Source organism: Planomonospora corallina, from assembly GCF_042650625.1.
GTDB classification, from domain to species: Bacteria; Actinomycetota; Actinomycetes; order Streptosporangiales; family Streptosporangiaceae; genus Planomonospora_B; species Planomonospora_B corallina.
On record NZ_JBHSBM010000009.1, the window covers coordinates 126,730 to 148,980 of the forward strand.

At 72.7% G+C, this 22,251-nt stretch carries 20 protein-coding genes; 11 read left to right on the top strand and 9 right to left on the bottom strand.

All coding sequences use genetic code 11. The annotated features are described in order from the left end of the window. Nucleotides 1–33: 33 nt before the first annotated feature. From ACFOWE_RS03500 to ACFOWE_RS03525, 6 genes are all read right to left on the bottom strand, one after another. The gene (locus tag ACFOWE_RS03500; RefSeq protein ID WP_377285300.1) at nt 34–450 is read right to left on the bottom strand and encodes a type II toxin-antitoxin system VapC family toxin; all 417 of its coding nucleotides are present in this window, start codon (nt 448–450) and stop codon (nt 34–36) included. Beyond that, on the bottom strand, nt 447–653 hold the full coding sequence (locus ACFOWE_RS03505) for a hypothetical protein (protein ID WP_377285301.1): 207 nt from the start codon (nt 651–653) through the stop codon (nt 447–449). Before ACFOWE_RS03505 ends, ACFOWE_RS03500 begins: the two co-directional genes overlap by 4 nt. Nucleotides 654–1,051: 398 nt before the next feature. Beyond that, nucleotides 1,052–2,050 carry a LacI family DNA-binding transcriptional regulator gene (locus tag ACFOWE_RS03510; protein WP_377285302.1) on the bottom strand — a complete coding sequence of 333 codons (999 nt, stop codon included), beginning with the start codon at nt 2,048–2,050 and terminating at the stop codon, nt 1,052–1,054. Between the two features lie 39 nt (nt 2,051–2,089). Then, entirely contained in the window at nt 2,090–2,992 is a 903-nt protein-coding gene (locus ACFOWE_RS03515; protein ID WP_377285304.1) for a carbohydrate ABC transporter permease, read from the bottom strand. Then, nucleotides 2,992–3,891: a carbohydrate ABC transporter permease gene (locus ACFOWE_RS03520; protein ID WP_377285305.1), complete on the bottom strand. Its 900-nt coding sequence runs from the start codon at nt 3,889–3,891 to the stop codon at nt 2,992–2,994. The genes ACFOWE_RS03515 and ACFOWE_RS03520 overlap by 1 nt, the downstream gene beginning before the upstream one ends. Next, a complete protein-coding gene (locus tag ACFOWE_RS03525) occupies nt 3,888–5,207 on the bottom strand; it encodes an ABC transporter substrate-binding protein (protein WP_377285307.1) in 1,320 nt (439 codons plus the stop codon). Before ACFOWE_RS03525 ends, ACFOWE_RS03520 begins: the two co-directional genes overlap by 4 nt. A gap of 208 nt (nt 5,208–5,415) precedes the next feature. Between ACFOWE_RS03525 and ACFOWE_RS03530 the strand changes: the two genes are divergently transcribed. Next, on the top strand, nt 5,416–7,425 hold the full coding sequence (locus ACFOWE_RS03530; RefSeq protein WP_377285309.1) for a beta-galactosidase: 2,010 nt from the start codon (nt 5,416–5,418) through the stop codon (nt 7,423–7,425). 107 nt (nt 7,426–7,532) lie between these two features. Continuing rightward, nucleotides 7,533–8,744, top strand: a complete 1,212-nt coding sequence (locus ACFOWE_RS03535; RefSeq protein ID WP_377285310.1) for an ATP-binding protein — start codon at nt 7,533–7,535, stop codon at nt 8,742–8,744. Between the two features lie 45 nt (nt 8,745–8,789). On the opposite strand, the gene ACFOWE_RS03540 is transcribed toward ACFOWE_RS03535, so the two are convergent. Beyond that, a complete protein-coding gene (locus ACFOWE_RS03540; RefSeq protein ID WP_377285312.1) occupies nt 8,790–10,247 on the bottom strand; it encodes a PucR family transcriptional regulator in 1,458 nt (485 codons plus the stop codon). Between the two features lie 191 nt (nt 10,248–10,438). On the opposite strand from ACFOWE_RS03540, the gene ACFOWE_RS03545 reads away from it, so the two are divergent. Genes ACFOWE_RS03545 through ACFOWE_RS03565 form a run of 5 tightly spaced genes read left to right on the top strand, consistent with a single transcriptional unit; the run spans nt 10,439 to nt 15,165 of the window. Further along, nucleotides 10,439–11,236, top strand: a complete 798-nt coding sequence (locus ACFOWE_RS03545) for an ABC transporter ATP-binding protein (protein ID WP_377285313.1) — start codon at nt 10,439–10,441, stop codon at nt 11,234–11,236. Next, nucleotides 11,233–11,973: an ABC transporter ATP-binding protein gene (locus ACFOWE_RS03550; protein ID WP_377285315.1), complete on the top strand. Its 741-nt coding sequence runs from the start codon at nt 11,233–11,235 to the stop codon at nt 11,971–11,973. The genes ACFOWE_RS03545 and ACFOWE_RS03550 overlap by 4 nt, the downstream gene beginning before the upstream one ends. A 4-nt stretch (nt 11,974–11,977) precedes the next feature. Then, nucleotides 11,978–12,859, top strand: a complete 882-nt coding sequence (locus ACFOWE_RS03555; RefSeq protein WP_377285316.1) for a branched-chain amino acid ABC transporter permease — start codon at nt 11,978–11,980, stop codon at nt 12,857–12,859. Beyond that, nucleotides 12,856–13,881: a branched-chain amino acid ABC transporter permease gene (locus ACFOWE_RS03560; RefSeq protein ID WP_377285317.1), complete on the top strand. Its 1,026-nt coding sequence runs from the start codon at nt 12,856–12,858 to the stop codon at nt 13,879–13,881. The genes ACFOWE_RS03555 and ACFOWE_RS03560 overlap by 4 nt, the downstream gene beginning before the upstream one ends. Nucleotides 13,882–13,884: 3 nt before the next feature. Further along, nucleotides 13,885–15,165, top strand: coding sequence for an ABC transporter substrate-binding protein (locus ACFOWE_RS03565; protein WP_377285318.1), 1,281 nt, complete (start codon nt 13,885–13,887; stop codon nt 15,163–15,165). Nucleotides 15,166–15,171: 6 nt separating this feature from the next. On the opposite strand, the gene ACFOWE_RS03570 is transcribed toward ACFOWE_RS03565, so the two are convergent. Beyond that, entirely contained in the window at nt 15,172–15,423 is a 252-nt protein-coding gene (locus tag ACFOWE_RS03570) for a TfoX/Sxy family protein (RefSeq protein ID WP_377285319.1), read from the bottom strand. Between the two features lie 120 nt (nt 15,424–15,543). On the opposite strand from ACFOWE_RS03570, the gene ACFOWE_RS03575 reads away from it, so the two are divergent. After that, nucleotides 15,544–15,975, top strand: coding sequence for an SRPBCC family protein (locus ACFOWE_RS03575; protein WP_377285320.1), 432 nt, complete (start codon nt 15,544–15,546; stop codon nt 15,973–15,975). Here ACFOWE_RS03575 and ACFOWE_RS03580 read toward each other — a convergent pair. Then, entirely contained in the window at nt 15,962–16,750 is a 789-nt protein-coding gene (locus ACFOWE_RS03580) for an arylamine N-acetyltransferase family protein (protein ID WP_377285322.1), read from the bottom strand. The genes ACFOWE_RS03575 and ACFOWE_RS03580 overlap by 14 nt on opposite strands. 234 nt (nt 16,751–16,984) lie before the next feature. Between ACFOWE_RS03580 and ACFOWE_RS03585 the strand changes: the two genes are divergently transcribed. Genes ACFOWE_RS03585 through ACFOWE_RS03595 form a run of 3 tightly spaced genes read left to right on the top strand, consistent with a single transcriptional unit; the run spans nt 16,985 to nt 22,232 of the window. Further along, nucleotides 16,985–19,612, top strand: a complete 2,628-nt coding sequence (locus ACFOWE_RS03585; RefSeq protein ID WP_377285335.1) for a sensor histidine kinase — start codon at nt 16,985–16,987, stop codon at nt 19,610–19,612. Then, nucleotides 19,609–20,277 (top strand): response regulator, encoded by a 669-nt coding sequence (locus ACFOWE_RS03590; RefSeq protein ID WP_377285323.1) that lies wholly within the window; start codon nt 19,609–19,611, stop codon nt 20,275–20,277. Before ACFOWE_RS03585 ends, ACFOWE_RS03590 begins: the two co-directional genes overlap by 4 nt. 8 nt (nt 20,278–20,285) lie before the next feature. Then, complete coding sequence (locus tag ACFOWE_RS03595; protein WP_377285324.1) at nt 20,286–22,232, top strand: amino acid transporter; 1,947 nt, start codon at nt 20,286–20,288, stop codon at nt 22,230–22,232. Nucleotides 22,233–22,251: the final 19 nt, after the last annotated feature.

A 22,251-nucleotide genomic window follows, 5' to 3' on the forward strand; every position in this document is an offset into this window, starting at 1 on the left:
GCCCAACCGATGGACTGAGGGCTTGTACGCGGGTCAGAGCTTCTCGGGTAGCAGGAGGAAGGCACCCCTGTGACGGGGACGGACAACGGTGAAGTGACGCCGGTCCAGTGTCGCCACTTCGGTGATGCCCAGGCGTTCGGAGATCGCGACCACAGACGCGTCGACCGCACCGAGCGGGAGGCTCGCATACCTTTCCACTAGGACGCCCATACGGGTCAGGTCTTCGCTGGTCAGATCCACGAGCGTCAGGCCTGAGCCGAAGGAACCGAGGAACGCCGCCTCCGCCTTGCTTCCCTGTCGTTTCTCGACAAGCTGGCAGACCTCGGTGAGTACTGTCGCTGGGACGAGCAACGGCCCCGGATGGGTCCGGAGAAGCCGGGCACAGGCATCGTGATGATTGTCCCGGCTGTTGACCGCCGCGACGAGGGGGCCTGAGTCAATGACGATCACAAAGGAGGATTGTCCTCCGAGCGGAGGATCTCCTCAGCGCGTTCGGCGAAATCCGGTTCCGCCTCCAGCATGCCGATGAACGGCAGGTCACGGACCACGGGCTGTTCGTCCAATTGCTCCCGGACCAGGCGGAGCAGGGGAGCCACCTTCTCCTCGGGCAACCGGTCCACCAGATGGTGGAGCTCCTCACGCATCACGCTCATGCATCGAGTCTAACCAGGGCGGTATCGGAGCCAGAAGCGGAAAGCGCAGCCGTACCATCCGCGGGAACTCCGCCTTCGCGACCACGGAGGTCACTCGAGCCACGTGCCCGGGGCAGTGCAGATTCTGGTGGCCGGGGCGGCGGCCTCCTCCGGAGTGTGCTCGATGATCCCGTTCTCCGCCATGCGGTCATCATGGCCCCTGCCTGTGAACATGAAGGTCCGCAGTGGCTGATCACCCTATGAGCCGCCTGGCTTCACCCCTTCCGGTTCAGCCTCCGCATCCCTGGTGGACAGACTGGGACCCGAGCGTGTGCGCGATCCCCGCGCTGTCGCGTACATCGAATCCAACAGGTCCCGCGCGGCACCCGCGGGCCGGCTCCTCCACCGGGAAGGGAAGGTCACGCCGAGTCGCGGACGACGAGGGTGGTGGGGAGGATCACCGGGCTCTCCGGCCGCTCGCCGTCGATGAGGGCGAGCAGCAGCCGTACGGTCTCCTCCGCCACCCGGGCCAGCGGCTGCCGGACCGTGGTGAGCGGGGGGTGGGTGGTGGCGGCCACCGAGGAGTCGTCGAAGCCGCCCACCGCCACGTCCTGCGGGACCCGGCGCCCGGCCATCCGGAGCGTGGACAGGGCGCCGGCCGCCATCAGGTCGGAGGCGACGAAGACGGCGTCGAGGTCGGGGACCCGCTCCAGGAGCCGGGCCATGGCGCTCTCCCCGCTCAGCTGGGTCCAGTCGCCGTGCTCGATCAGCTTCTTGGACGCCTTGCGGCCGAGCACGTCGGTGAAGCCCTCCAGGCGCTGGATGCCGCCGGGGGTGTCCATCGGCCCGGTGACGGTCGCGATCTTCTTGCGGCCCTGCTCCACCAGGTAGCGGGTCATCTGCCGGGCGCCCTCGCGGTCGTCGGCCGCGGCGTAGGGGATGACGTTCTCCCGGCCGATGACCGCGCCCTGCGCCACGGCCGGGACGCCGGTGTCCACCAGCGCGTCCACCATGCGGTCGCCCGCGTGGGTGGAGAGCAGGAGGACGCCGTCGGCGTGCCCGCCCCGCACGTAGCGGATCACCCGGTCGCGGTCGCCGTCGTCGCCCGCGACCATCATGACCAGCGACATGTCCCGCTCCGCCAGCATGCGTACGGCGGTGCGGATCATCACGCTGTAGTTGGGGTCCTCGAACAGCTTCTCGTGCGGCTCGGAGAGCACCATCACGACCGATCCGGTGCGCTGGGTCACCAGGCTGCGGGCGTTGCGGTTGACGACGTAGCCGGTCTCGGCGATGGCGCGCTCGATCGCGATCCGGGCGGTGGTGCTGACGTACCGGTCGCCGTTGAGCAGCCGGGACACCGTGCCCCGGGACACTCCCGCCGCCGCCGCGACATCGTGGATGGTGGGGCGTTTCATGCCCCCATTGTTCCGTCCGGAGATCCTTTCCCGCTTCACCTACTTCACGGCTCCGTCGGACAGGTCCGTGCGCCAGTAGCGCTGCATCGTCAGGAAGAGCGCGATCAGCGGGACGAGCGAGACGAGCGCGCCGGTGAGGATCAGGTTGAACAGCGAGGGCTGGTTGGCCCCGGCGGCGAGCATCGTGTAGAGGCCGACGGTCAGCGGGAACTTCTGGTCGTCGCCGAGCATGATGAAGGGGAGCAGGAAGTTGTTCCAGATCGCGACGAACTGGAACAGGAAGATGGTCACCATGCCGGGCAGCATGAGCGGCAGCGCCACCCTGCGCAGCAGCAGGAAGTGGCCGGCCCCGTCGATGCGCCCGGCCTCCAGCAGCGCGTCGGGGATGGCCGCGGTGGCGTAGATGCGCGCCAGATAGATGCTGTAGGGGTGGAGGATCTGCGGGAGCAGGACCGACCAGTAGGTGTCCGCGAGCCCGACCTCCGACAGCAGCAGGTACTGGGGGACGGCCAGGACCACGGAGGGCACCAGGATGCCGCCGATCAGCAGGTTGAAGATCAGGTTCCGGCCGCGGAAGCGGTACTTCGCCAGCGCGTAGCCGGAGACAGCCGAGACCGCGGTGGACAGCAGCGCGCCGCCGCCTGCGTACAGCAGGGTGTTCAGCATCCACAGCCAGAAGACGCCGTCCCGGTAGCCGGCCAGGTCGGCCAGGTTGGACAGCAGCCCGGTCCCGGGGGCGAAGGCCGCGGTGGAGAACAGCTCCGCCTTGGACTTGGTGGCCGCCACCACCACCCAGCTGACCGGGAACAGGCAGTAGAGCGCGCCGAGCAGCAGGATCACCGTCGGGACGGCGCCGATCGGCCGGCGCCGCCGCGGGGCCGCGCGGTGGCCCGCGGCGGGCCGGGCCGCCGGGGTCGCGGTGGGCGGGGTCGCGGTGGCCATCAGCCCTCCCCGAAGGCGCGCTCGCGCACGACGCGCAGGAAGCCGAACGAGAGCACGAGGGAGATCCCGGCGATGACGATCGAGGTGGCGGCGGCCGAGTACAGGTCGCCGGTGACGAACGCGTCGCGGTAGACCTTCATCAGGGGGCTCCAGGTCGAGCTGATCGTGTTGGTGAGCGGGCGGAGCGTGGTGGGCTCGGTGAAGACCTGGACGGTGGCGATGACGGAGAACACCGTGGTCAGGATGATCGCGGGCATCAGGATCGGGATCTTGATGCGGAGCGCGATCTGGAGCTCGCCCGCCCCGTCGAGGCGGGCGGCCTCGTAGTAGGTGCGCGGGACGGCCCGCAGGGTGGTGTAGAGCACCAGCATGTTGAAGCCGGTGCCGCCCCAGACGGCCACGTTCGCCATGGAGAAGGTGACGGTCCCGGCGCCCAGCAGGTCGACGTCGAGCACCTGGCGGATCGGGCTGAGGCTGGGCAGGTAGAGGAAGCCCCACAGCAGGCTGGCGGCCACCCCGGGCACCGCGTACGGCAGGAAGATCGAGATTCGGGAGAACCGCGCGAGCCGCACGTGGGCCGAGTCCAGCAGCAGCGCGAAGAGCAGGGCGAGCCCGAGCATGACGAAGAGCACCATCAGGCCGTAGCCGAGGACCCGCAGCCAGCCGGCCCACAGCTCCCCGTCGCCGATCGCGGCGGCGTAGTTGTCGAGGCCGGCGAAGACCTCGGTGCGCGCCCCTCTGCCCAGGCCCAGGCCGGAGACCTTGGTCCGCCGCAGGCTGAGGTAGACCGTGTAGCAGATCGGGACGGCCATGAAGAGGGTGAACAGCACCAGGGCCGGCAGGAGGAAGAGGTAGGGGGCGGCGCCCGAGGGGGCGCCGCCGCGGCGTCGGGTTCTCATGGCGCGAGCTGGAACCCGGACTTCTGCATGTCGGCGACCGTGGCGTCCTGCATCTTCCGGACGGCGTCGGCGAAGGAGGACCTGTCCTGGACCGCCTTGTCGAAGGCGTTCTTGAAGGCGTCGTAGGTCACGTTGACGTTGGGCCCGAAGGTGAAGCCCCGCGCGGTGGCGGAGACCGCCGCGGCCTGCTGCCAGAAGCCGGGCTGGTTGGAGAAGTACTCGGGGGCCTCGGTGAGCAGCTCGCCGCCCTTGGTGGCGGCGGGGTAGACGGCGGCCTCCTCGATCAGGAGGTCCAGCGCCTGCGGGTCGGTGTTCAGCCAGGTGGCGAACTTCACGGCCGCGGCCCTGTTGGGCGACTTCGCGGCGACCGCGGTGGAGGAGCCGCCCCAGAAGCCGCTGTAGTTCTCGCTCTCGCTCCACTGCGGCAGCGGGGCGATGGCCCACCTGCCCTTGCCCTTGGGGGCGTTGCTGGACAGCACGCCGGGGCCCCAGACGGCCGAGGGCCAGGTCAGCAGGGTGCCGTCGTTGAGGGCCTTGTTCCACTCGGGGGTGAAGTACGGCTGGTCGTCGATGACGCCCTCCTTCACCAGGCCGCCCCAGTAGTCGGCGACCTTGACGGTGGCGGGGTCGTCGACGGCGACCTTCCAGGCGTCGCCGCTGATCGACCACCACCGGGCGCCGGCCTGCTGGGCGAGACCGGCGAAGGAGCCGGGGTCCTTGCTGGAGAAGGTGCCGAGGTAGACCTCCGGGTCCTTCTTCCGCAGGGCGCGCGCGGCCTCGGCGTACTCGTCCCAGGTCCGGGGCACCTCGATGCCGTACTTGTCGAACAGGTCCTGGCGGTAGTAGAGCATCATCGGCCCGCTGTCCTGCGGGATCGCGTAGACGCCCTCGGTGCCGAGGGTGACCTGGCCCCAGGTGCCCTCGCTGAAGGCGGCCCTGGCCTGCCCGGCCTCGGCGGACAGGTCGGCCACCGCGTCGGAGGCGACGAAGGACGGCAGCATCTGGTACTCGGCCTGGACCAGGTCCGGCGGGTTGCCCGCCTTGGCGGCGGTGAGGAACTTGGCGGCGGCGTCGTCCCCGCCGGCCTGCTTGCTGACCGTGACCTGGATGGCGGGGTTCGCGTCGTTCCAGACCTTGACGATCTTGTCCATGTTGGGGGCCCAGGTCCAGTAGGTGAGCTTGACCGGCCCGGCGGGGGCCGAGCCCTGCGCGGCGGCGTCCGGTTCCGGCGCGGCGCCGGAACCGGCCGAGCATCCTGCGGCCAGGGCGGCGGCGAGGGCCGCGGCGGCTGCCGCCGTGAGCCGGTGTGTGCGCATACGTTCCTCCGGGGCGGGGGGTCGGGAGGGGCGAGAAGCCGTGTCTCTGTGAACGTTCACAGACTCAAATTCCGGCATCCCCGCTGTCAATGCCCGTTACGTTCTTGTTAACTGTCGCTTTCTACCTGCGGGATGACGGGAGGGCTTTCCGGAAGGCGGAGGTAATGGTCTACTGTGCACGTTCACAGACTGGATTCGAGGGGGAGACGTGCCCGGATATCCCGCCCTGCCGGAGGGCATCGCCTACGGCGGGGACTACAACCCCGAGCAGTGGCCGCAGGAGGTCTGGCACGAGGACGTCCGCCTCATGCGCGAGGCCGGCGTGAACCTCGTCAGTCTCGGGATCTTCAACTGGGGGCTGATCGAGCCCGCCGAGGGCGTCTACGACTTCGACCGGCTGGACCGGATCATCGGCCTGCTGCACTCCGCCGGGATCATGGTCAACCTGGCGACCCCCACCGCCTCGCCGCCGGTCTGGTTCCGCAACCGCCACCCCGGCAGCCGCCTCGTCGACGCCTCCGGGCGCGTCGTCGCGGGCGGCTCCCGGCACGGCTTCTGCCCCAGCTCCCCGGCCTACGCCGCCGCCTCCACCCGGATCGCCGGCAAGCTCGCCGCCCGGTACGGCGACCACCCGGCGGTGGCCATGTGGCACGTGCACAACGAGTACGGCTGGGCCAACGCCGAGTGCCACTGCCGGGCCTCCGCCGAGGCGTTCCGCGCCTGGCTGCGGGAGCGGTACGGCGACGTGGACACGCTGAACGCCGCCTGGGGGACCACCTTCTGGGGCCTGACCTACGGCTCCTTCGAGGAGGTCGAGCCGCCCGGCGTCGCCCCGCCCGGCCAGCTCACCGCCCTGAGGCTGGACTACGCGCGCTTCTCCGTCGAGGAGCACCTGGCGTGCTTCCGCCGCGAGCGCGAGGCCATCCGCCGGCACAGCGACCGGCCGGTCACCACCAATTTCATGATCCCCAACTGCAAGCCGATGGACTACTGGCGCTGGGCCGGCGAGGTGGACGTCGTCTCCAACGACCACTACCTGGACGCCGCCAGGGCCGACAACCACATCGAGCTGGCGATGGCCGCCGACCTCACCCGCGCGGTGGCCGCGGGGGAGCCGTGGATGCTGATGGAGCACTCCACCGGCGCGGTCAACTGGCAGCCGCGCAACCTCGCCAAACGCCCCGGCGAGATGCGGCGCAACAGCCTCGCGCACGTCGCCCGGGGCTCCGACGCGGTCATGTTCTTCCAGTGGCGGGCCTCCCGGCACGGGGCCGAGAAGTTCCACTCGGCGATGGTCCCGCACGCCGGGACCGACTCCGGCGTCTGGCGGGACGTGGTGGGCCTGGGCGCCGACCTGGCCGCCCTGTCCGGCGTCCGGGGCTCCCGGGTCGAGGCCGAGGTGGCGCTCGTGTGGGACTGGGAGTCCTACTGGGCGCTGGAGCTGGAGTGGCGGCCCTCGGTGGACCTGCGCTTCCGCGAGCGGATCGAGGCGTACTACGAGGCGCTCTGGCGCGAGCACGTCACCGTCGACTTCGTCCACCCCGACGCCGACCTCTCGCGTTACCGGCTGGTCGTCGCGCCCAGCTCCTACCTGCTGACCGGGGAGGCGGCCAAGAACCTGCACCGCTACGTCGAGTCCGGCGGGCACCTGCTCGTCTCCTACTTCTCCGGCATCGTCGACGCCTGCGACAACGTCCACCCGGGGCCGTACCCCGGCGCGCTGCGGGACGTACTGGGCCTGTGGGTCGAGGAGTTCCACCCGCTGCCCGAGAACGGGACCGTCGCCCTCGACGGCCCGGGGGCGAGCGGCCGGATCTGGTCCGAGCGGGTCCGGCTCGCCGGGGCGCGGGCCGTGCGGAGCTTCGCCACCGGCCCCGACGCCGGGCACCCGGCGGTGACCCGCCACGAGCTGGGCGCGGGCACCGCCTGGTACGTCGCGACGGCCCTGGACCCGGCCCCGGACGCGGCCGGGAGGAACGGGGACGACCTGCGGGCCCTGCTCGCGCCGGTGCTCGACCGGGCGGGGGTGTCCCGGCCGGCGGGCCTGCCCGACACCCTGGAGCTCGTCCGGCGGGGCGCCTTCCTCTTCCTCCTCAACCACGGCGACGCGCCGGTCGCGGTGGAGGGGATCGAGGGGGCCGCGCTGCTCGGCGCCGGCCCGGCCGCGGGGACGGTGACCGTACCGGCCGGCGGCGTCGCGGTCGTCGAGCGGGCGTAAGGGAATAGACGATCACAGATCGTCTGTTGTCCGTCACTTGCGGTCAATCCGAACGCCGGTGGCACCCGCCGAAGAGGGCTCGTGGCATCCGGCGCAGGGGAGTGGTGATGCCCGGACGACGACTCGTGCTCGGTGAAGGACCTGAACACGCCGCACGGCAGCTGGCGATGATGTGCGCGCTGCTCGCCGTCCTCTCCCTGGCGGAATCGCTGCTCTCGCCGGACGGGCGGCGGTGGGCGCTCCCGGCGGTCGGCGCGGTCTCCGCGGGGCTGGCCGCGGTGGCGTGGTGGTCCCCCTGGCCCCGGTACGGTCCCCGCGCGCCGCTGGTGCTGTGCGTCCCCCTGCTCGGGGTGTTGTGCGCCTGCGCGTGGGCGTTCGCGGGGTACGGCGTCGGCACGGCGCCCTTCCTGATGCTGCTGGCGGCCTGGGCGGGACTGCACTACACGGCTCGGACGGCGCTGGCGCTGGGCCCGTTCCTGCTGCTGGTCTACCTGCCGCCGCGGATCGCCGTGGGCCAGACCCCCGTCATGCTCGCCAGCGCGGCGCTGTTCGTCTGCATGTCGGCGGGCGTGGGCGTGCTGATCGCCCGGCAGGTCGCCTACCACCGCCGCGCCCGCGAGGAGGTCCGCCGGATGGAGCGCTGGCGGGCCGCGCTGACCGCGACCCTGGCCCACGACGTGCGCTCCCCGCTGACGTCGGTGCAGTTCGCCGTGGAGTGCCTGGCCGACGGCGAGGACGACCTGCCGCCGGCCCGCCGGGAGGCGATCGCCGCCACGGCGCTGCGGCAGGTGAACCGGATCCGGCGGCTGGCGGCCGGCCTGCTGGACGCCGACCGGGTCGACGCCGGCGGCCTCCGGCTCGACCTGGAGACCGTCGACGTGCGCTCCCTGGCGGAGGAGATCGCCGGCTACCTGAACGCCCCGGTCGCCGTGGAGGTCCCCGAGGGGCTGACCGTGCGCGCCGACCCGGAGCGGCTGGAGCAGATCCTCGTCAACCTCGCCACCAACTCCATCCGGCACGGCGCGCCGCCGATCGTCATCAGCGCCCGGCGCCAGGGGCGCGCGGTCTCCGTCTGCGTGCGCGACCACGGTTCCGGCGTGCCCGAGGACAAGCGGGAGATGCTCTTCTCCCGGTTCAGCAGCGCCGACACCAGCCCCGACTCGGTCGGCCTCGGCCTGTGGATCACCCAGGAGCTGGCCCGCGCGCACGGCGGCGCGGTCTCCTACGCCCCGGCCGATCCCGGCAGCCGCTTCACCGTCACCCTGCCCGGCGACGGCCCGGTCCCGGCGGAGCGGGCGGACGAGCGGGCCGCCCGGTGAGCGGACGGGGCCGCCGGGTGGACCGGCCGGTGAGCCGGGACGCGCTCAGCCGCGCCTGACGGCGGTCTCCCGCTGCGGTGGCGGCGGGTCGTGCAGCGCGATCGCGACGAGCAGGTCGACCAGGTCGTCGATCCGGCGCAGGTCGCGCCCGGTGCGCTCGCGGATCCGGCGCAGGCGGTAGTGGGCGGTGTTGGGGTGGATCCGCATGCGCTCCGCGGCGGCGCGCAGGTTCAGGTCGGCGGCGGCGAAGGCCCGGATCGTGTCGGTGAGCCCGCCGCCGCGCACCCGGTCCTCGGCCAGGAGCGCGGAGACCCGCGGGTCCACCAGGCGCCGGGCGGTCTCGTCCGCCCGCAGCGCCAGATACTGGAAGGGCGTGACCATGGGCAGCGCCGCCACCCCTCCTCCCTCGGGGAGGAACTCCAGCGCGGTGCGGGCCTCCCGGTAGGCCTGCGGGATCCGGGAGGGGCCGGAGACCACGGTGCTCACCCCCACCGCCAGGGCGATCTCCTCGCAGAGCAGGTTCTCCCGCACCGCCGCCAGCCGGTCGCACAGCTCCCCGGGGTCGCCGCCGGGGCCGAGCACGGGGACGGCCACGATCTCCGCCTGCCGTACGACCGCGAGCGTCCGCACGCCGTTCCCCCAGGCCCGGGCGATCGCCGCGCACGTCGCGTGCCGGGCGTCGGCCCCGCGGTCCGGCCCGCTCGGCACGGCCTGGCCGCAGGACCCGATGCCCGGCCCGCTCCACGAGGACCCGGGGTCCGGCCCGCTCCGCGCGGCCTGGCCGCAGGAGCCCGGGAACCGGGGGGACAGGACCGCGACCACCACGAGCAGCGGCGTGCGGCCCCCGGGGGCGAGGCCGTGCGCGCGGGCCGCGGCGAGCCGCCGGCCGCGGGCGGGCGTCTCCCCGGCCAGCAGGGTCTCCAGCAGGTCCCTGCCCTCGCGCACCGCCTCGGCCGCGGCGTACTGCTGGAACTCCATGTACGCGTTGGCCGCGTGCGTGCTGGCGAAGTCGCAGTAGCGCATCAGGGGGCCCGCCAGCGAGAGCGCGGCGTCGTGACCGGCGGGTGAGCGGCCGGCGCGCTCGAGCACCGACTCCCAGAAGACCTGCTGGCCGACGCGGAAGGCGTTGATGTAGTCGGCCAGGGCCACCCCGGCCCGGGCGCGCCGCCGCGCCGCCCGGCGGGTGAAGGCGACGTCCTCCGGGGTCACGGTCCGGTCGGCGAGCAGCACGGCCAGCTTGCTGTGGTAGTGCCGGGCCACCTGGTCCCGCACGTCGGTGTGGAACTCCTCGTCCAGCGCGGCGTAGGCGGGGATCTCGGCGCGCATCGTCCCGACCGCGACGGCGGCCAGCCGGTCCACGTCGGCGGCGAGCTCGGCGAGGATGCGCGCGCGTTCGGCGCGGACGGCCTCCGCGGCGGTGAGCGTTCCCGCACCGGGTCCCGTTCCCGTGACGGGTCCTGTTCCTGTGGCGGGTCCGGCTGCCACGCTGAAACCACGTGCCATGTCGGGATGATCCCTTTTCGTAGTCGGGTGGTCAACGATTCGTCACCGGTCTGACACCGGTGCTGTGCGCCGTGGACAACATCCCCGGCGCAAGGTTGGGGCGCCGTGCCCAATGCGGTCCCCGGGAGCGGAACCTACGCTGACCACAACCTCAGAACATTGTTCTTCCGCTTGCCCCGCCAGGAGGACGGATGCTGGAGGTACACGGGCTGACCGTCCGCTTCGGGGGCATCACCGCGCTGGACGGCGTGGGCTTCTCGGTGGCGCGCGGTGAGATGGTGGGCCTCATCGGGCCGAACGGCGCGGGCAAGACGACCCTGTTCAACTGCCTGACCCGGCGCCACGGCGCCGACGCGGGGCGGGTCCGCTACGAGGGAAGGGACCTGCTGGCCGTGCCGCCGCACGCGATCGCGGAGGCGGGCATCGCCCGGACCTTCCAGAACCTCGGCCTGTTCCCCCGCATGTCGGTCCGGGACAACGTGCTGACCGGCGCGCACCACCGAGGCGGGGCGGGCTTCCTGGCCGCCTCGCTCCGGCTGCCCCGGGTCCGCCGCGAGGAGGCCCGGCTCCGCGCCGAGGCGGACGACGTGCTGGACCGGCTGGCGCTGACCGGCGTCGCGGACCACCCGGCGACCGGCCTGCCGTTCGGCACGCTCAAACGGGTGGAGCTGGCCCGCGCGCTGGCCGCCCGCCCCAGACTGCTGCTGCTCGACGAACCCGTCAACGGGCTCAACTCCGCCGAGGTCGGGGAGTTCGCCGGCACCCTGCGCGGGATCCGCGAGGAGTTCGACGTGACGGTGGTCGTGGTCGAGCACCACATGGGCTTCGTCATGGGCACCTGCGACCGGGTCGTCTGCCTGAACTTCGGCCGGAAGATCGCCGAGGGGCCGCCGGAGGAGGTCCAGCGCGACCCCGCCGTCATGGAGGCCTACCTGGGGACGGCGGACCCCGGGCCGCCGGGAGGACCGCAGGGAGGGGAGGCCGGATGAGCGCCTCCGGCGCCTTCCTGGAGGTCACGGACCTGCACGCCGGCTACGGGGACGCCCGGGTGCTGCACGGGGTGGACCTGGCCGTGGGCCGGGGGGAGATCTGCGCCATCCTCGGGCCCAACGGCGCGGGCAAGACGACCCTGCTGCGGGCCCTGTCGGGCATGGTCCGGGTCCGCGGCGGCGTCCGGCTCGACGGGATGGACCTGACCCGGCGCCCGCCGGACGCGCTCGCCCGGCAGGGGGTCGCGCACGTCCCCGAGGGGCGCGGCACGTTCATGCCGCTGACCGTCGAGGAGAACCTGCGGCTGGGGGCCTTCACCCGCTCGGGGCGGCGCCGGGGACGCGCCGCGGTCGAGGCCGACCTGGAGCGCGTCTGCGCCTACTTCCCGGTGCTGCGGGCGCGGATGCGGCAGGCGGCCGGCAGCCTCAGCGGCGGCGAGCAGCAGATGCTGGCGATCGGCCGGGCGCTCATGCTCCGGCCCCGCCTGCTGCTGCTGGACGAGCCGTCCCTCGGGCTCGCCCCCATGGTCACCGAGGAGCTGTTCCGCATCGTGCGGACGATCAACGAGGAGGAGCGGACCACCGTGGTCGTCGTCGAGCAGAACGCCCACCTCGCCCTCGGCGTCGCCGGCCAGGCGCACGTCCTGGAGAGCGGCCGGATCGTCCTGTCGGGACCGGCGGAGCGCATCCGGGCGGACGAGCAGGTCGCCCGGTCCTATCTCGGATACCGGATCTAGCGCCATGACGGGGTTCCTGCAGCAGGTCGTCGAGGGACTCGGCGCGGGCGCGATCTACGCCGGCCTCGCCCTGGCCCTGGTGCTGATCTACCGGTTCACCGGGATCGTCAACTTCGCCCAGGGCGAGCTGGCGATGTTCTCCACCTACGTCGCCTGGCAGTTCACGGCCGCGGGCCTGCCGTTCTGGGCGGCCCTGCCGCTGACGCTGGCGGTGTCGTTCGCCGGCGGGACGCTGATCGAGCGGGTCGTCATCCGCCCCGTGGAGGGCGCCTCCCACCTGACCGTGGTGATCGTCACCGTGGGGCTGTTCATCTTCGTCAACGCCGCCGCCGGGTGGATCTGGTCCTTCCTCATCAAGGACTTCCCCAACCCGTTCCCCGGCGGCGCGGTCGAGGCCGCCGGGATCAGCGTGAGCCACTCGACGCTGGGCGTGCTCGCCGTGGTCGGCACGGTCATGGTCCTGCTGTACCTGCTCTTCCAGCACACCAGGATCGGGCTGGGCATGCGCGCCGTGGCGGCCGACCCCGTCTCCGCCCGGCTCGTCGGCATCCGGGTGGGCTGGACGCTCGCGCTCGGCTGGGGGCTCGCCGCCACCGTCGGCGCGGTCTCCGGCGTCCTGGTGGCCCCGCTGCTCTTCCTGGAGCCCAACATGATGGGCGGCGTCCTGATCTACGCCTTCGCCGCCGCGACCCTCGGCGGGTTCGACAGCCCGGCCGGCGCGGTGGCGGGCGGCCTGGTCGTCGGCGTCGCCGAGACGCTCGCCGGCGCGTACGTCGACGTCATCGGCTCCGACCTCAAGGTCGGCGTGCCGCTGGCCGTCATCCTGGTGGTCCTGCTGCTGCGGCCGCAGGGACTGTTCGGCCGGGCGGCGGTGGAGCGGGCATGAGCGGGCGGAGCGAGCGGATGAGGAGGTCCGGGGCGCTCGCCCGGGGAGGGCCCCGGGTGCGCCCGGCCGCCGTCCACCGGCGGTGGATCACGGCGGCGGCGCTGCTCGCGGCGGCCTGCGCCCTGCCGTTCCAGCTCGCGCCCTTCCACGTCTTCCAGTTCACGATGGTGCTGGTCTACGCGGTGGCGCTGCTCGGCCTCAACCTCCTCGTCGGCCACGCCGGGCAGATCTCCCTGGGCCACGGCGCGTTCTTCGCCGTCGGCGCCTACGGGACCGCGATCATGCTCGACCGGTGGGAGCTGCCGCACCTGCTGACCCTGCCGGTCGCCGCCGCGGTGGCGTTCGTGCTCGGGCTGGCGCTGGGCGTGCCCGCGATGCGGCTGCGCGGGCCGTACCTGGCGCTGGTGACGCTGGCCATCGCGGTCTTCCTGGTACCGCTGCTCAAGCGGTTCGAGCAGGTGACCGGCGGCTCCATGGGGCTGACGCTCGGCAAGCCGGTCCCGCCGGCCTGGACGGGGCTGGCCGAGGACCAGTGGCTGTACTTCCTGGCGCTGGCCGTGGCCGCGGCGGCCTTCCTGCTCGCCGGCGGCCTGCTGCGATCCAGGGTCGGCCGGGCCCTGCACGCCCTCCGGGACGACGAGGCCGCGGCCGAGGTCATGGGCGTGCGGCCGTCGCGGTACAAGACCCTCGCCTTCGCCTGGAGCGCGCTGTTCGCGGGCGCGGCGGGCTCCGTCTACACCTGGGTCATCGGGTTCGTCTCGCCCGACTCGTTCACGGTCACGCTCTCGATCACCCTGCTGGCGGGCATCGTCGTCGGCGGTCTGGGCTCGCTCGCCGGGCCGCCGCTCGGCGGGCTGTTCGTGATGTTCGTGCCGAGCATCGCCCAGGACGTCAACGACGCCGCCCCCGGCGTCGTCTTCGGTCTTCTGATCATCGCGGTGATGTACGTCGCCCCGGCCGGCCTCGCCGGTCTGGCGGGACGCGTGGCGCGCTCGGCGCGGAGGGTTCTCCGGAAGGGGTAGGAAATGCGGCTATCTGCCATCGGCCGTACGGCGGCCACGACGACCCTGCTGCTCGCCGTGGCGGCCTGCGGGGGACGGGAGGAGAGCGGAGCCGCCCCGGCGGCGACGGCCGAGGGGCGGTGCCAGGGCCAGCAGACCACCGGCATCACGGACACGGGCATCAAACTGGGCGGCATCTACCCGCTCTCGGGACCCGCCTCCGCGTACGGGGACATCCCCAAGGGCATCAAGGCGTACTTCGACTACGTCAACGCCGAGAAGAACGGCATCGGCGGGCGCAAGGTCGAGTTCCTGGTCCGCGACGACGGCTACCAGCCGCCCAAGGCCGTCGAGGAGGCCCGCAGGCTCGTCGAGCAGGAGCGGGTCTTCGCGCTCTTCCAGACGCTGGGCACCCCCTCGACCACGGCGACCTGGGACTACGCGAACCAGCGCAAGGTGCCGCAGGTCTTCGTCGCGACCGGCGCCTCGAAGTGGGGCACCGACACGGCGCACCCGTGGACCATCGGCTGGCAGCCGAACTACGTCTCCGAGGCCCGCGTCTACGCGCAGTACCTCCGGCAGGAGCGGCCGGACGCCACGGTGGCGGTGCTCTACCAGAACGACGACTTCGGCAAGGACCTGCTCGGCGGCTTCAAGAAGGCCGTCGAGGGCAGCGGGATCCGGATCGTCGCCGAGCAGAGCTACGAGGTCTCCGACCCGAGCGTCGACCCCCAGATGCGCAACCTCGCCGAGTCCGGGGCCGACGTGCTGCTCAACGTGACCACGCCCAAGTTCGGCTCCCAGGCGCTGGCGGCCGACGCGAAGAACACCGGCTGGAACCCGCTGCACATCGTCAACAACGTCGCCGCCTCGGTGACCGTGCTGCGGCCGGTGGGCTTCGAGAACGTGCAGGGCGTCGTCTCCGCGACCTACTACAAGGACCCCAACGACCCGCAGTGGGCCGACGACCCGGAGATGAAGCTCTACTACGCGAAGATGAAGCAGTACGCGCCCGGCGCCGACCCGGGCGTCCCCTACCACGCCTTCGGCTGGGCGGCGGCCTCCAGCTTCCACCGGACGATGGAGGCGGCGGCGTGCCCGACCCGCGAGGGACTGCGCGACGCCATGCGCGATCTCAAGGAGGTCGAGGTCGGCATGCTGCTGCCCGGGGTGACGATGAGCACCGGGCCGGACGACGGCTTCCCCATCGAGTCCATGCGGCTCATGCGCTTCAAGGGCGAGCGGTGGGAGCTGTTCGGCGACGTGATCGACACCCGCAAGGAGTTCGGCCCGCTCACCGAGTGAGACGGGTCATTCCCCGGCGAGCTCGGCCAGCAGCTCCTGCTTGCGCCCGGCGGGGACGAGGCGCCAGTCGGTGTCGGTGAGCGCGCCCTCCATCGCCCACAGGGCGTTCAGCGACAGCCCCGGGACGGCGGCGTCCTGCAGGCGCCGGTAGACCTCCACGGGGCCCAGCTCGGCGAGCCGCTCGGCGTCGTGGACGCCCACCCGCCCCAGCCACTCCTCGATCTTCGGCCCCAGGTTGCGCAGATCGCCGATCCTCATCCGGGCATTCTCCAGCACACCGGCGGCCGGGCGCATGGGCGCTCCGGCCCCGGGTAGGGCGGGCGTGACCGGGGCGTACGGCAGGCGGCGCCCCGGTACGGCGACGGCCGGGAGGGCGTGATGGGCGTCACGAAGGAGTACCACGGGACGCGTGTGCTGGGCGCGCTCGCCGAGGTGGCGTTCGGCACCGCGAGCGATCTGAGCCGGCTCGACCGCTGGCTCCCCGAGGAGGTCTCGGTCGTCCCGCTCCACGACGACGTCGTGGCGGCCCGGTGGCGGGCCGGCGACCGGGAGGGCGAGGCGCGCTGCACGGTCTCCGTCGTCCCGGAGCGGCTGCGCGTCGAGTGGCGGGCCGAGGAGCCGGCCGGCTCCTCGGGATGGCTGGAGGTCGAGGAGGCCGGAGCGGGCAGCGCCCGCGTCGACGTCTGCCTGCGGGCCGCCGGAGGCGGGACACCGGGCGAGGCGCCGGACGAGGAGGCCGTCAACGCGCTGCTGGACCGGGCGCTGCGCAACCTCGACCGCGAGGTCGGCGAGAACTTCACCGCGAGCTGACCCGGCTCCCGGGAGCCGCCGGGATCCGGTCGAGCGCGACCCCGAAGTGGTCGAGGTAGGCCGAGCGGAGTCCGTCCTCGTCCAGGACGTGTTCGGTGCGTTCGCCGTGCTCGGTGCGGATCAGCTTGGCGCCGCTGATCGTGGTCCGTCCGTGCGCCGTGCGCATCGAGCAGACCGTCGACCTGGTGAAGTGCGACTGCGGGGAGGTCGCCTGCCACCAGCACGTCGGGACAAAGTCCCTCAGCTCGTAGGGCCGCATGGTGAGCCGGTAGCCCTGATCGCCCTTGTGCAGGACGTCGAGGTCGCCGTGGTCCCCCGGGGCGGGCACGATCCGGAAGACACCGCCGCCGTCCTTCTGCTCCGCGCGCTCGTCGAGCCGGAGCGGCTCGTCGGCGAAGTCGCCGAAGCCGACGTCGACCAGCCACGGCCCGTCGAGGTCGACGCGGAGCGCCAGGTGGTCGAAGAGCGGCCCCGGCGTGGTGCCGTGGAAGACCCGGGCGGCCAGCAGCGTCACCCGGTATCCGAGGGCGGCCAGCAGTTCGGCGAACAACCCGTTCAGCTCGTAACAGAAGCCGCCGCGCCGGCGGTTCACGATCTTGTCGAAGAGCGCCCCGGGTTCGAGCGTGATCGGCTCGCCGAGGTGGATGCTCAGGTTCTCGAACGGCACCGCCCGCAGGTGCGCGAGCTGCAGGGCCCGCAGGCTCCGGACGTCGGGCTCCGCAGGCCGGGCCGCGCCGAGTCTCTCCAGATAACGGGTGATCTGTGATTCGTCCACGGGGCAAGCAAACCACGATCACGCGCACCGGCGGCACCGTCCGGCGCCGGAGCAACGCCCGGAAACTCCGGACCGGAGCCGGTGGTGCCCGTATGGATCCCGTCAACAATCCGCTCGGAGGCGTAGAGAACCCGTCAAGATGCGGGGAAGACACCGGTCGGCGCTGTTTCATGGGGTTCGGTCCTCCTTTCGGAGGATCTCGGTGCGTTCTCTGGAATCTGAGCGGTGATCGGCATGTCACGCGGGCGGCTGCGGGTCTACCTGGGTGCGGCCCCGGGCGTCGGCAAGACCTTCGCGATGCTGGACGAGGGGCGCCGGGCGGCGGAGCGCGGCAGGGACGTGGTCGTGGGCCTGGTGGAGACTCATGACCGCGCCCGCGTCGCGGAGCTGCTGGAAGGGCTGGAGGTCCTCCCCCGGAGGAAGGGGGCCCGCCGGGGCGTCGCCGGGGGGCCGGAGGCGGACTCCGGGACGGACTCTGGGACGGACGTCCGGGCGGGTACCGGAAGGGGCACCGAGGCGGACACCGAGCTGGACACCGAGGCGGTGATCGCCCGCCGGCCGGAGCTCGCCCTGATCGACGAGCTGGCTCACACCAACGCGCCGGGATCGAAGAACGCCAAGCGCTGGCAGGACGTCGAGGAGATTCTGGACGCCGGCATCGACGTCGTGTCCACGGTCAACGTCCACCATCTGGAGTCACTCGGCGACGTGGTGCGGCAGATCACCGGGGTGCCGCAACACGAGACCGTGCCCGACGAGGTCGTCCGCCGGGCCGACCAGGTCGAACTGGTCGACATGACCCCCCAGGCGCTGCGCCGCCGGTTGGCCCACGGCAACGTCTACCCGCCGGAGAAGATCGACGCCGCGCTCTCGAACTACTTCCGTGAGGGCAACCTGACCGCGCTGCGGGAACTGGCGCTGCTCTGGGTGGCCGGGAAGGTCGACGAGCAGCTCGACCGCTACCGCGCCGAACACGGCATCGCCACCACCTGGGGGGCACGGGAACGGGTCGTGGTCGCGCTGACCGGCGGCCCGGAGGGCGACACGCTCATCCGGCGGGCGGCCCGCATCGCCGGCCGGGCCAGGGGCGCCGGTCTGCTGGCCGTGCACGTCACCCGCGCGGGCGGCCCGGCCGGCGCCGACCCGGCCCACCTGGCCCGCCAGCGCACCCTGGTCGAGGACCTGGGCGGCTCCTACCACCAGGTGGTGGGTGAGGACGTCCCCCGCGCGCTGCTGGACTTCGCCCGGGGGGTCAACGCCACTCAGCTGGTGCTGGGCGCCTCGCGCCGACGCCGGCCGGCCCGGCTGCTCGCACCGGGCGTCGGTGCGGAGACCGCGGCGCTGTCCGGTTCCATCGACGTGCACATGGTCCCGCACGAGGAGTCCGGCGCGGGTCGGCGGCGCCCGCCGCGCTCCCGGGCGGCGCTCACCCGCACCCGGCGGACCGCGGGATGGTGCCTGGCCGCCCTAGGCGTTCCTGCCCTGGCCGCGGCGATGATCCCGCTGGACGGGCTGACCCTGTCCAGCAGGATCCTGCTGTTCCTGCTGATGGTCGTCGGTGTGGCGCTGGTGGGCGGCCGGTGGCCCGCGATCACCGCGGCCATGGGTGCCTTCGCGCTGCTCAACTGGTTCTTCACCCCGCCGCTGCGCACTCTGGTCGTGGCCCGGGCGGAGAACCTGCTCGCGCTCGTCAGCTTCGTGCTGGTCGCGGTGACCGTCAGCACCGTCGTGGATCTGGCGGCCCGTCGCAGCCGGGAGGCCGCCCGGGCCAGCACCGAGGCCGAGGTGCTGTCCACGCTGGCCGGGCACGTGCTGCGCGGTCAGGCCGCGCTGGCGTCGCTGCTCGCCCGGCTCCGGGAGACCTTCGCACTGACCTCGGTGACCCTGCTGGAGCGCACCGGTGACCCCGGCCTCGACGATCGCGGTGATCCCGAGGCATGGCGCATCCTGGCCGTCTCCGGCGGCCCGCCCTGCACCAGCCCGGACGCCGCCGACACCGATGTGATCATCGACGGCTCCCTGGTGCTGGCGGTGCGCGGGCGGCTGCTGGAGGCCGCCGACCGCCGGCTGCTGGAGGCGTTCGCCGCCGAGGCCGCCGTCGCCCTGCGCCAGGAACGCCTGCAGCAGGAGGCCGAGCGGGTCAGGCCGCTGGCCGAGGCCGACAAGATGCGCACCGCGCTGCTGGCCGCAGTCAGCCACGACCTGCGCACCCCGCTCGCCTCGGCCAAGGCGGCCGTCGACAGCCTGCGCAGCACCGAGATCGACTGGTCGGCGCAGGACCGTGCCGAGCTGCTCGCCACCGCCGCCGAGTCGCTGACCGGCCTGGACCGGTTGGTGGCCAACCTGCTCGACATGAGCCGCCTGCAGGCCGGCGTGCTCGGCCTGGTGCTGCGCCCGGTGGCGCCGGAGGAGATCGTGCCGCGCTCCGTCGACGCCCTGGGCCCGCTCCGCGACCGCGTCGAGGGTGACATCCCGCTGGACCTGCCCGAGATCGCCGCGGATCCGGCCCTGCTGGAACGCGTCCTGGTCAACGTGATGGCCAACGCGGCCCGCTACAGCCCACCGGAGCACAAGGTCCTGGTAACCGCCAGCAGGTACGGCGGGCGCGTGGAGATCCGCGTGATCGACCGCGGTCCCGGCATCCCCCGCGAGCTGCGCGAGGAGGTCTTCCTGCCCTTCCAGCGGCTGGGCGACCGCGGCGGCCACACCGGGGTCGGCCTGGGACTGGCGCTCGCGCGCGGTCTGGCCGAGGCCATGGGCGGCACGCTCACTCCCGACGAGACACCCGGAGGCGGCCTGACCATGATCGTTTCCATGCCGGTCTTCTCCCCTCGCGGGGACGTGCCGAAGGAGGACAGGTGACCCGCGTCCTGGTCGTCGACGACGAGCCGCAACTGCTGCGGGCGCTCCGCATCAACCTGGCCGCCCGCCACTACGAGGTCGCCCTGGCAGCTGACGGCGGTTCCGCCCTGCGCCAGGCCGCGCAGTTCCACCCCGACCTGGTCGTGCTGGACCTCGGCCTGCCCGACATCGACGGCGTGGAGGTGGTCCACGGCCTGCGCGGCTGGACGTCCGTGCCGATCGTGGTGCTCTCGGGCCGGGCAGGCAGCCAGGACAAGATCGACGCCTTGGACGCCGGTGCCGACGACTACGTCACCAAGCCGTTCGACATCGAGGAGCTCCTGGCCCGCATCCGGGCCGTCACCCGCCGCTCCTCGTCGCACGAGGCGCAGCCGACGCGGATCCGCGTCGGAGGCCACGAGGTCGACCTGGTCGCCAAGACGATCTCCGGTGACGTGCGGCTCACCCCCACCGAGTGGCGGATGCTGGAGCTGCTGCTGCGCAACCCGGGCAAGCTGATCAGCCAGCGCCAGATGCTCACCGAGGTGTGGGGCGCCTCTTACGCCAGGGAGACCCACTACCTGCGCCAGTACATGGCGCAGCTGCGCAGGAAGCTGGAGGCCGATCCCGCCCGCCCGGCCCACCTGATCACCGAGCCCGGCATGGGCTACCGGTTCACCCCCTGAGGATCAGGATGAACACGTCGATTCCACCGCGGACCGGCTCCGCGCACCGGGAGCACCGGGAGTCCGCACTGCGCAGGTGGCTGCTGCACGGCCTGCCGCGCACCGACGCCAGGACCACCGGCCCGCACCACGACGAGGCGCCCGGCCACCGGCACGCCTGGTGGCAGGTGATGTGCCTGACGGGGGTGGACTACTTCTCCACCCTGGGCTACCAGCCGGGCATCGCCGCACTGGCCGCCGGGGCGCTCAGCCCGGTCGCCACACTGCTGCTGGTGGCCCTCACCCTGCTCGGTGCGCTGCCCACCTACCGGGCGGTGGCCGAGGAGAGCCCCCACGGGCTGGGTTCGCTCTCGATGCTGGAGAAGCTCCTGCCCGGCTGGCGCGGCAAGCTGCTGGTGCTGTCCCTGCTCGGTTTCGTGGCCACCGCCTTCATCGTGACGATCACCCTGTCGGCGGCCGACGCCACCGCGCACGTGCTGCACAACCCGTTCGTGCCGGAGGTCCTCGCGGACATGCGGGTGCCGGTCACGCTGGTGCTGATCGCCGCCCTGGGCGGGGTGTTCCTGCTCGGCTTCAGCGAGGCGATCTCCGTCGCCGTGGTGCTGGTCGCCGTCTACCTTGTGCTGAACGTGGTCGTCGTGGGCGTCGCGGTCGAGCACGTGCTCACCGAGCCCCGCCTGGTCGCCGACTGGTACGGCGTGTTGACGGCCGAGCACTCCAGCCCGCTCGCGATGGTCGCCGTCTCGCTGTACGTCATGCCGAAGCTCGCCCTGGGCCTGTCGGGCTTCGAGACCGGCGTGGCCGTCATGCCGCTGGTCAGGGGCGACGTGACCCGGCGGATCGCGGGCACGAAGAAGCTGCTGACCACCGCCGCGCTCGTCATGAGCGTCTTCCTGATCGCCTCCAGCGTCGCCACCACCGTGCTCATCCCCGCCGCGGAGTTCGCCGAGGGCGGTGGCGCCAACGGCCGCGCCCTGGCGTACCTGGCCCACGCCTACCTGGGCGACTGGTTCGGCACCGCCTATGACCTGTCCACGATCGCGATCCTCTGGTTCGCCGGAGCCTCGGCGCTCGCGGGCCTGCTCAACATCGTCCCGCGCTACCTGCCCCGGTACGGCATGGCTCCGGACTGGTCGCGCGCCACCCGGCCGATGGTGCTGGTCTTCACCGCCGTCTCCTTCGCCATCACGCTGTTCTTCGACGCCGATGTCGAGGCCCAGGGCGGCGCCTACGCCACCGGTGTGCTCGCGCTGATCCTGTCGGCGGCGGTCGCGGTCACCCTGTCGGCGTGGAAGCGGCGGCGGGCCGCGGCGACGGCCGGCTTCGGGGCCATCACGGCCCTGTTCTCCTACGCCGCCGTCGCCAACGTCGTCGAGCGTCCCGACGGCTTGGTGATCGCCGCGTTCTTCGTCGCGTTCATCGTGGCCGTCTCCCTGGTCTCGCGGGCCACCCGTTCCACCGAGCTGCGTGTCACCCGCGTCACCCTGGACGACACGGCCCGGCGCTACGTCAACGAGGCCGGGGAGATCCACCTGGTCGCCAACGAGCCGAACGCGCGGGACTGCGCCGAGTACGTCGGCAAGACCCGGGAGGCGTGGGAGCTGCACCGGCTGCGCAGCGGCGAGGGAGTGCTGTTCCTGGAGGTGACGGTCCCCGACGCCTCGGAGTTCGCCGGCGAGCTGCGCGTGATCGGCGAGGAGCGGTACGGCTTCCGCGTCCTGCGCATGGAGAGCACCACGGTCGCCAACGCGATCGCCGCGCTCCTGCTCTACCTGCGGGACGAGACGGGCAAGACCCCGCACGTCTATTTCCACTGGGCCGCGGAGGGCAACCCGATCGGCGCCCTCCTGCGCTATCTGGTCTTCGGCGGCGGTGACATCCCGCCGCTCACCCGCGAGGTGCTCCGGCAGGCGGAGCCGGACCCCGCCCGCCGCCCGCTGGTCCACGTCGGTTGAGCCGCTCGGTGGTCCACGT

What these genes read in the sequence shown, in the direction of transcription:
- ACFOWE_RS03505 (WP_377285301.1), bottom strand. Translation starts at nt 653, where the DNA reads ATGAGCGTGATGCGTGAGGAGCTCCACCATCTGGTGGACCGGTTGCCC.
- ACFOWE_RS03510 (WP_377285302.1), bottom strand. Translation starts at nt 2,050, where the DNA reads ATGAAACGCCCCACCATCCACGATGTCGCGGCGGCGGCGGGAGTGTCC.
- ACFOWE_RS03515 (WP_377285304.1), bottom strand. Translation starts at nt 2,992, where the DNA reads ATGGCCACCGCGACCCCGCCCACCGCGACCCCGGCGGCCCGGCCCGCC.
- ACFOWE_RS03520 (WP_377285305.1), bottom strand. Translation starts at nt 3,891, where the DNA reads ATGAGAACCCGACGCCGCGGCGGCGCCCCCTCGGGCGCCGCCCCCTAC.
- ACFOWE_RS03525 (WP_377285307.1), bottom strand. Translation starts at nt 5,207, where the DNA reads ATGCGCACACACCGGCTCACGGCGGCAGCCGCCGCGGCCCTCGCCGCC.
- ACFOWE_RS03535 (WP_377285310.1), top strand. Translation starts at nt 7,533, where the DNA reads ATGCCCGGACGACGACTCGTGCTCGGTGAAGGACCTGAACACGCCGCA.
- ACFOWE_RS03540 (WP_377285312.1), bottom strand. Translation starts at nt 10,247, where the DNA reads ATGGCACGTGGTTTCAGCGTGGCAGCCGGACCCGCCACAGGAACAGGA.
- ACFOWE_RS03545 (WP_377285313.1), top strand. Translation starts at nt 10,439, where the DNA reads ATGCTGGAGGTACACGGGCTGACCGTCCGCTTCGGGGGCATCACCGCG.
- ACFOWE_RS03550 (WP_377285315.1), top strand. Translation starts at nt 11,233, where the DNA reads ATGAGCGCCTCCGGCGCCTTCCTGGAGGTCACGGACCTGCACGCCGGC.
- ACFOWE_RS03555 (WP_377285316.1), top strand. Translation starts at nt 11,978, where the DNA reads ATGACGGGGTTCCTGCAGCAGGTCGTCGAGGGACTCGGCGCGGGCGCG.
- ACFOWE_RS03560 (WP_377285317.1), top strand. Translation starts at nt 12,856, where the DNA reads ATGAGCGGGCGGAGCGAGCGGATGAGGAGGTCCGGGGCGCTCGCCCGG.
- ACFOWE_RS03565 (WP_377285318.1), top strand. Translation starts at nt 13,885, where the DNA reads ATGCGGCTATCTGCCATCGGCCGTACGGCGGCCACGACGACCCTGCTG.
- ACFOWE_RS03570 (WP_377285319.1), bottom strand. Translation starts at nt 15,423, where the DNA reads ATGAGGATCGGCGATCTGCGCAACCTGGGGCCGAAGATCGAGGAGTGG.
- ACFOWE_RS03575 (WP_377285320.1), top strand. Translation starts at nt 15,544, where the DNA reads ATGGGCGTCACGAAGGAGTACCACGGGACGCGTGTGCTGGGCGCGCTC.
- ACFOWE_RS03585 (WP_377285335.1), top strand. Translation starts at nt 16,985, where the DNA reads ATGTCACGCGGGCGGCTGCGGGTCTACCTGGGTGCGGCCCCGGGCGTC.
- ACFOWE_RS03595 (WP_377285324.1), top strand. Translation starts at nt 20,286, where the DNA reads ATGAACACGTCGATTCCACCGCGGACCGGCTCCGCGCACCGGGAGCAC.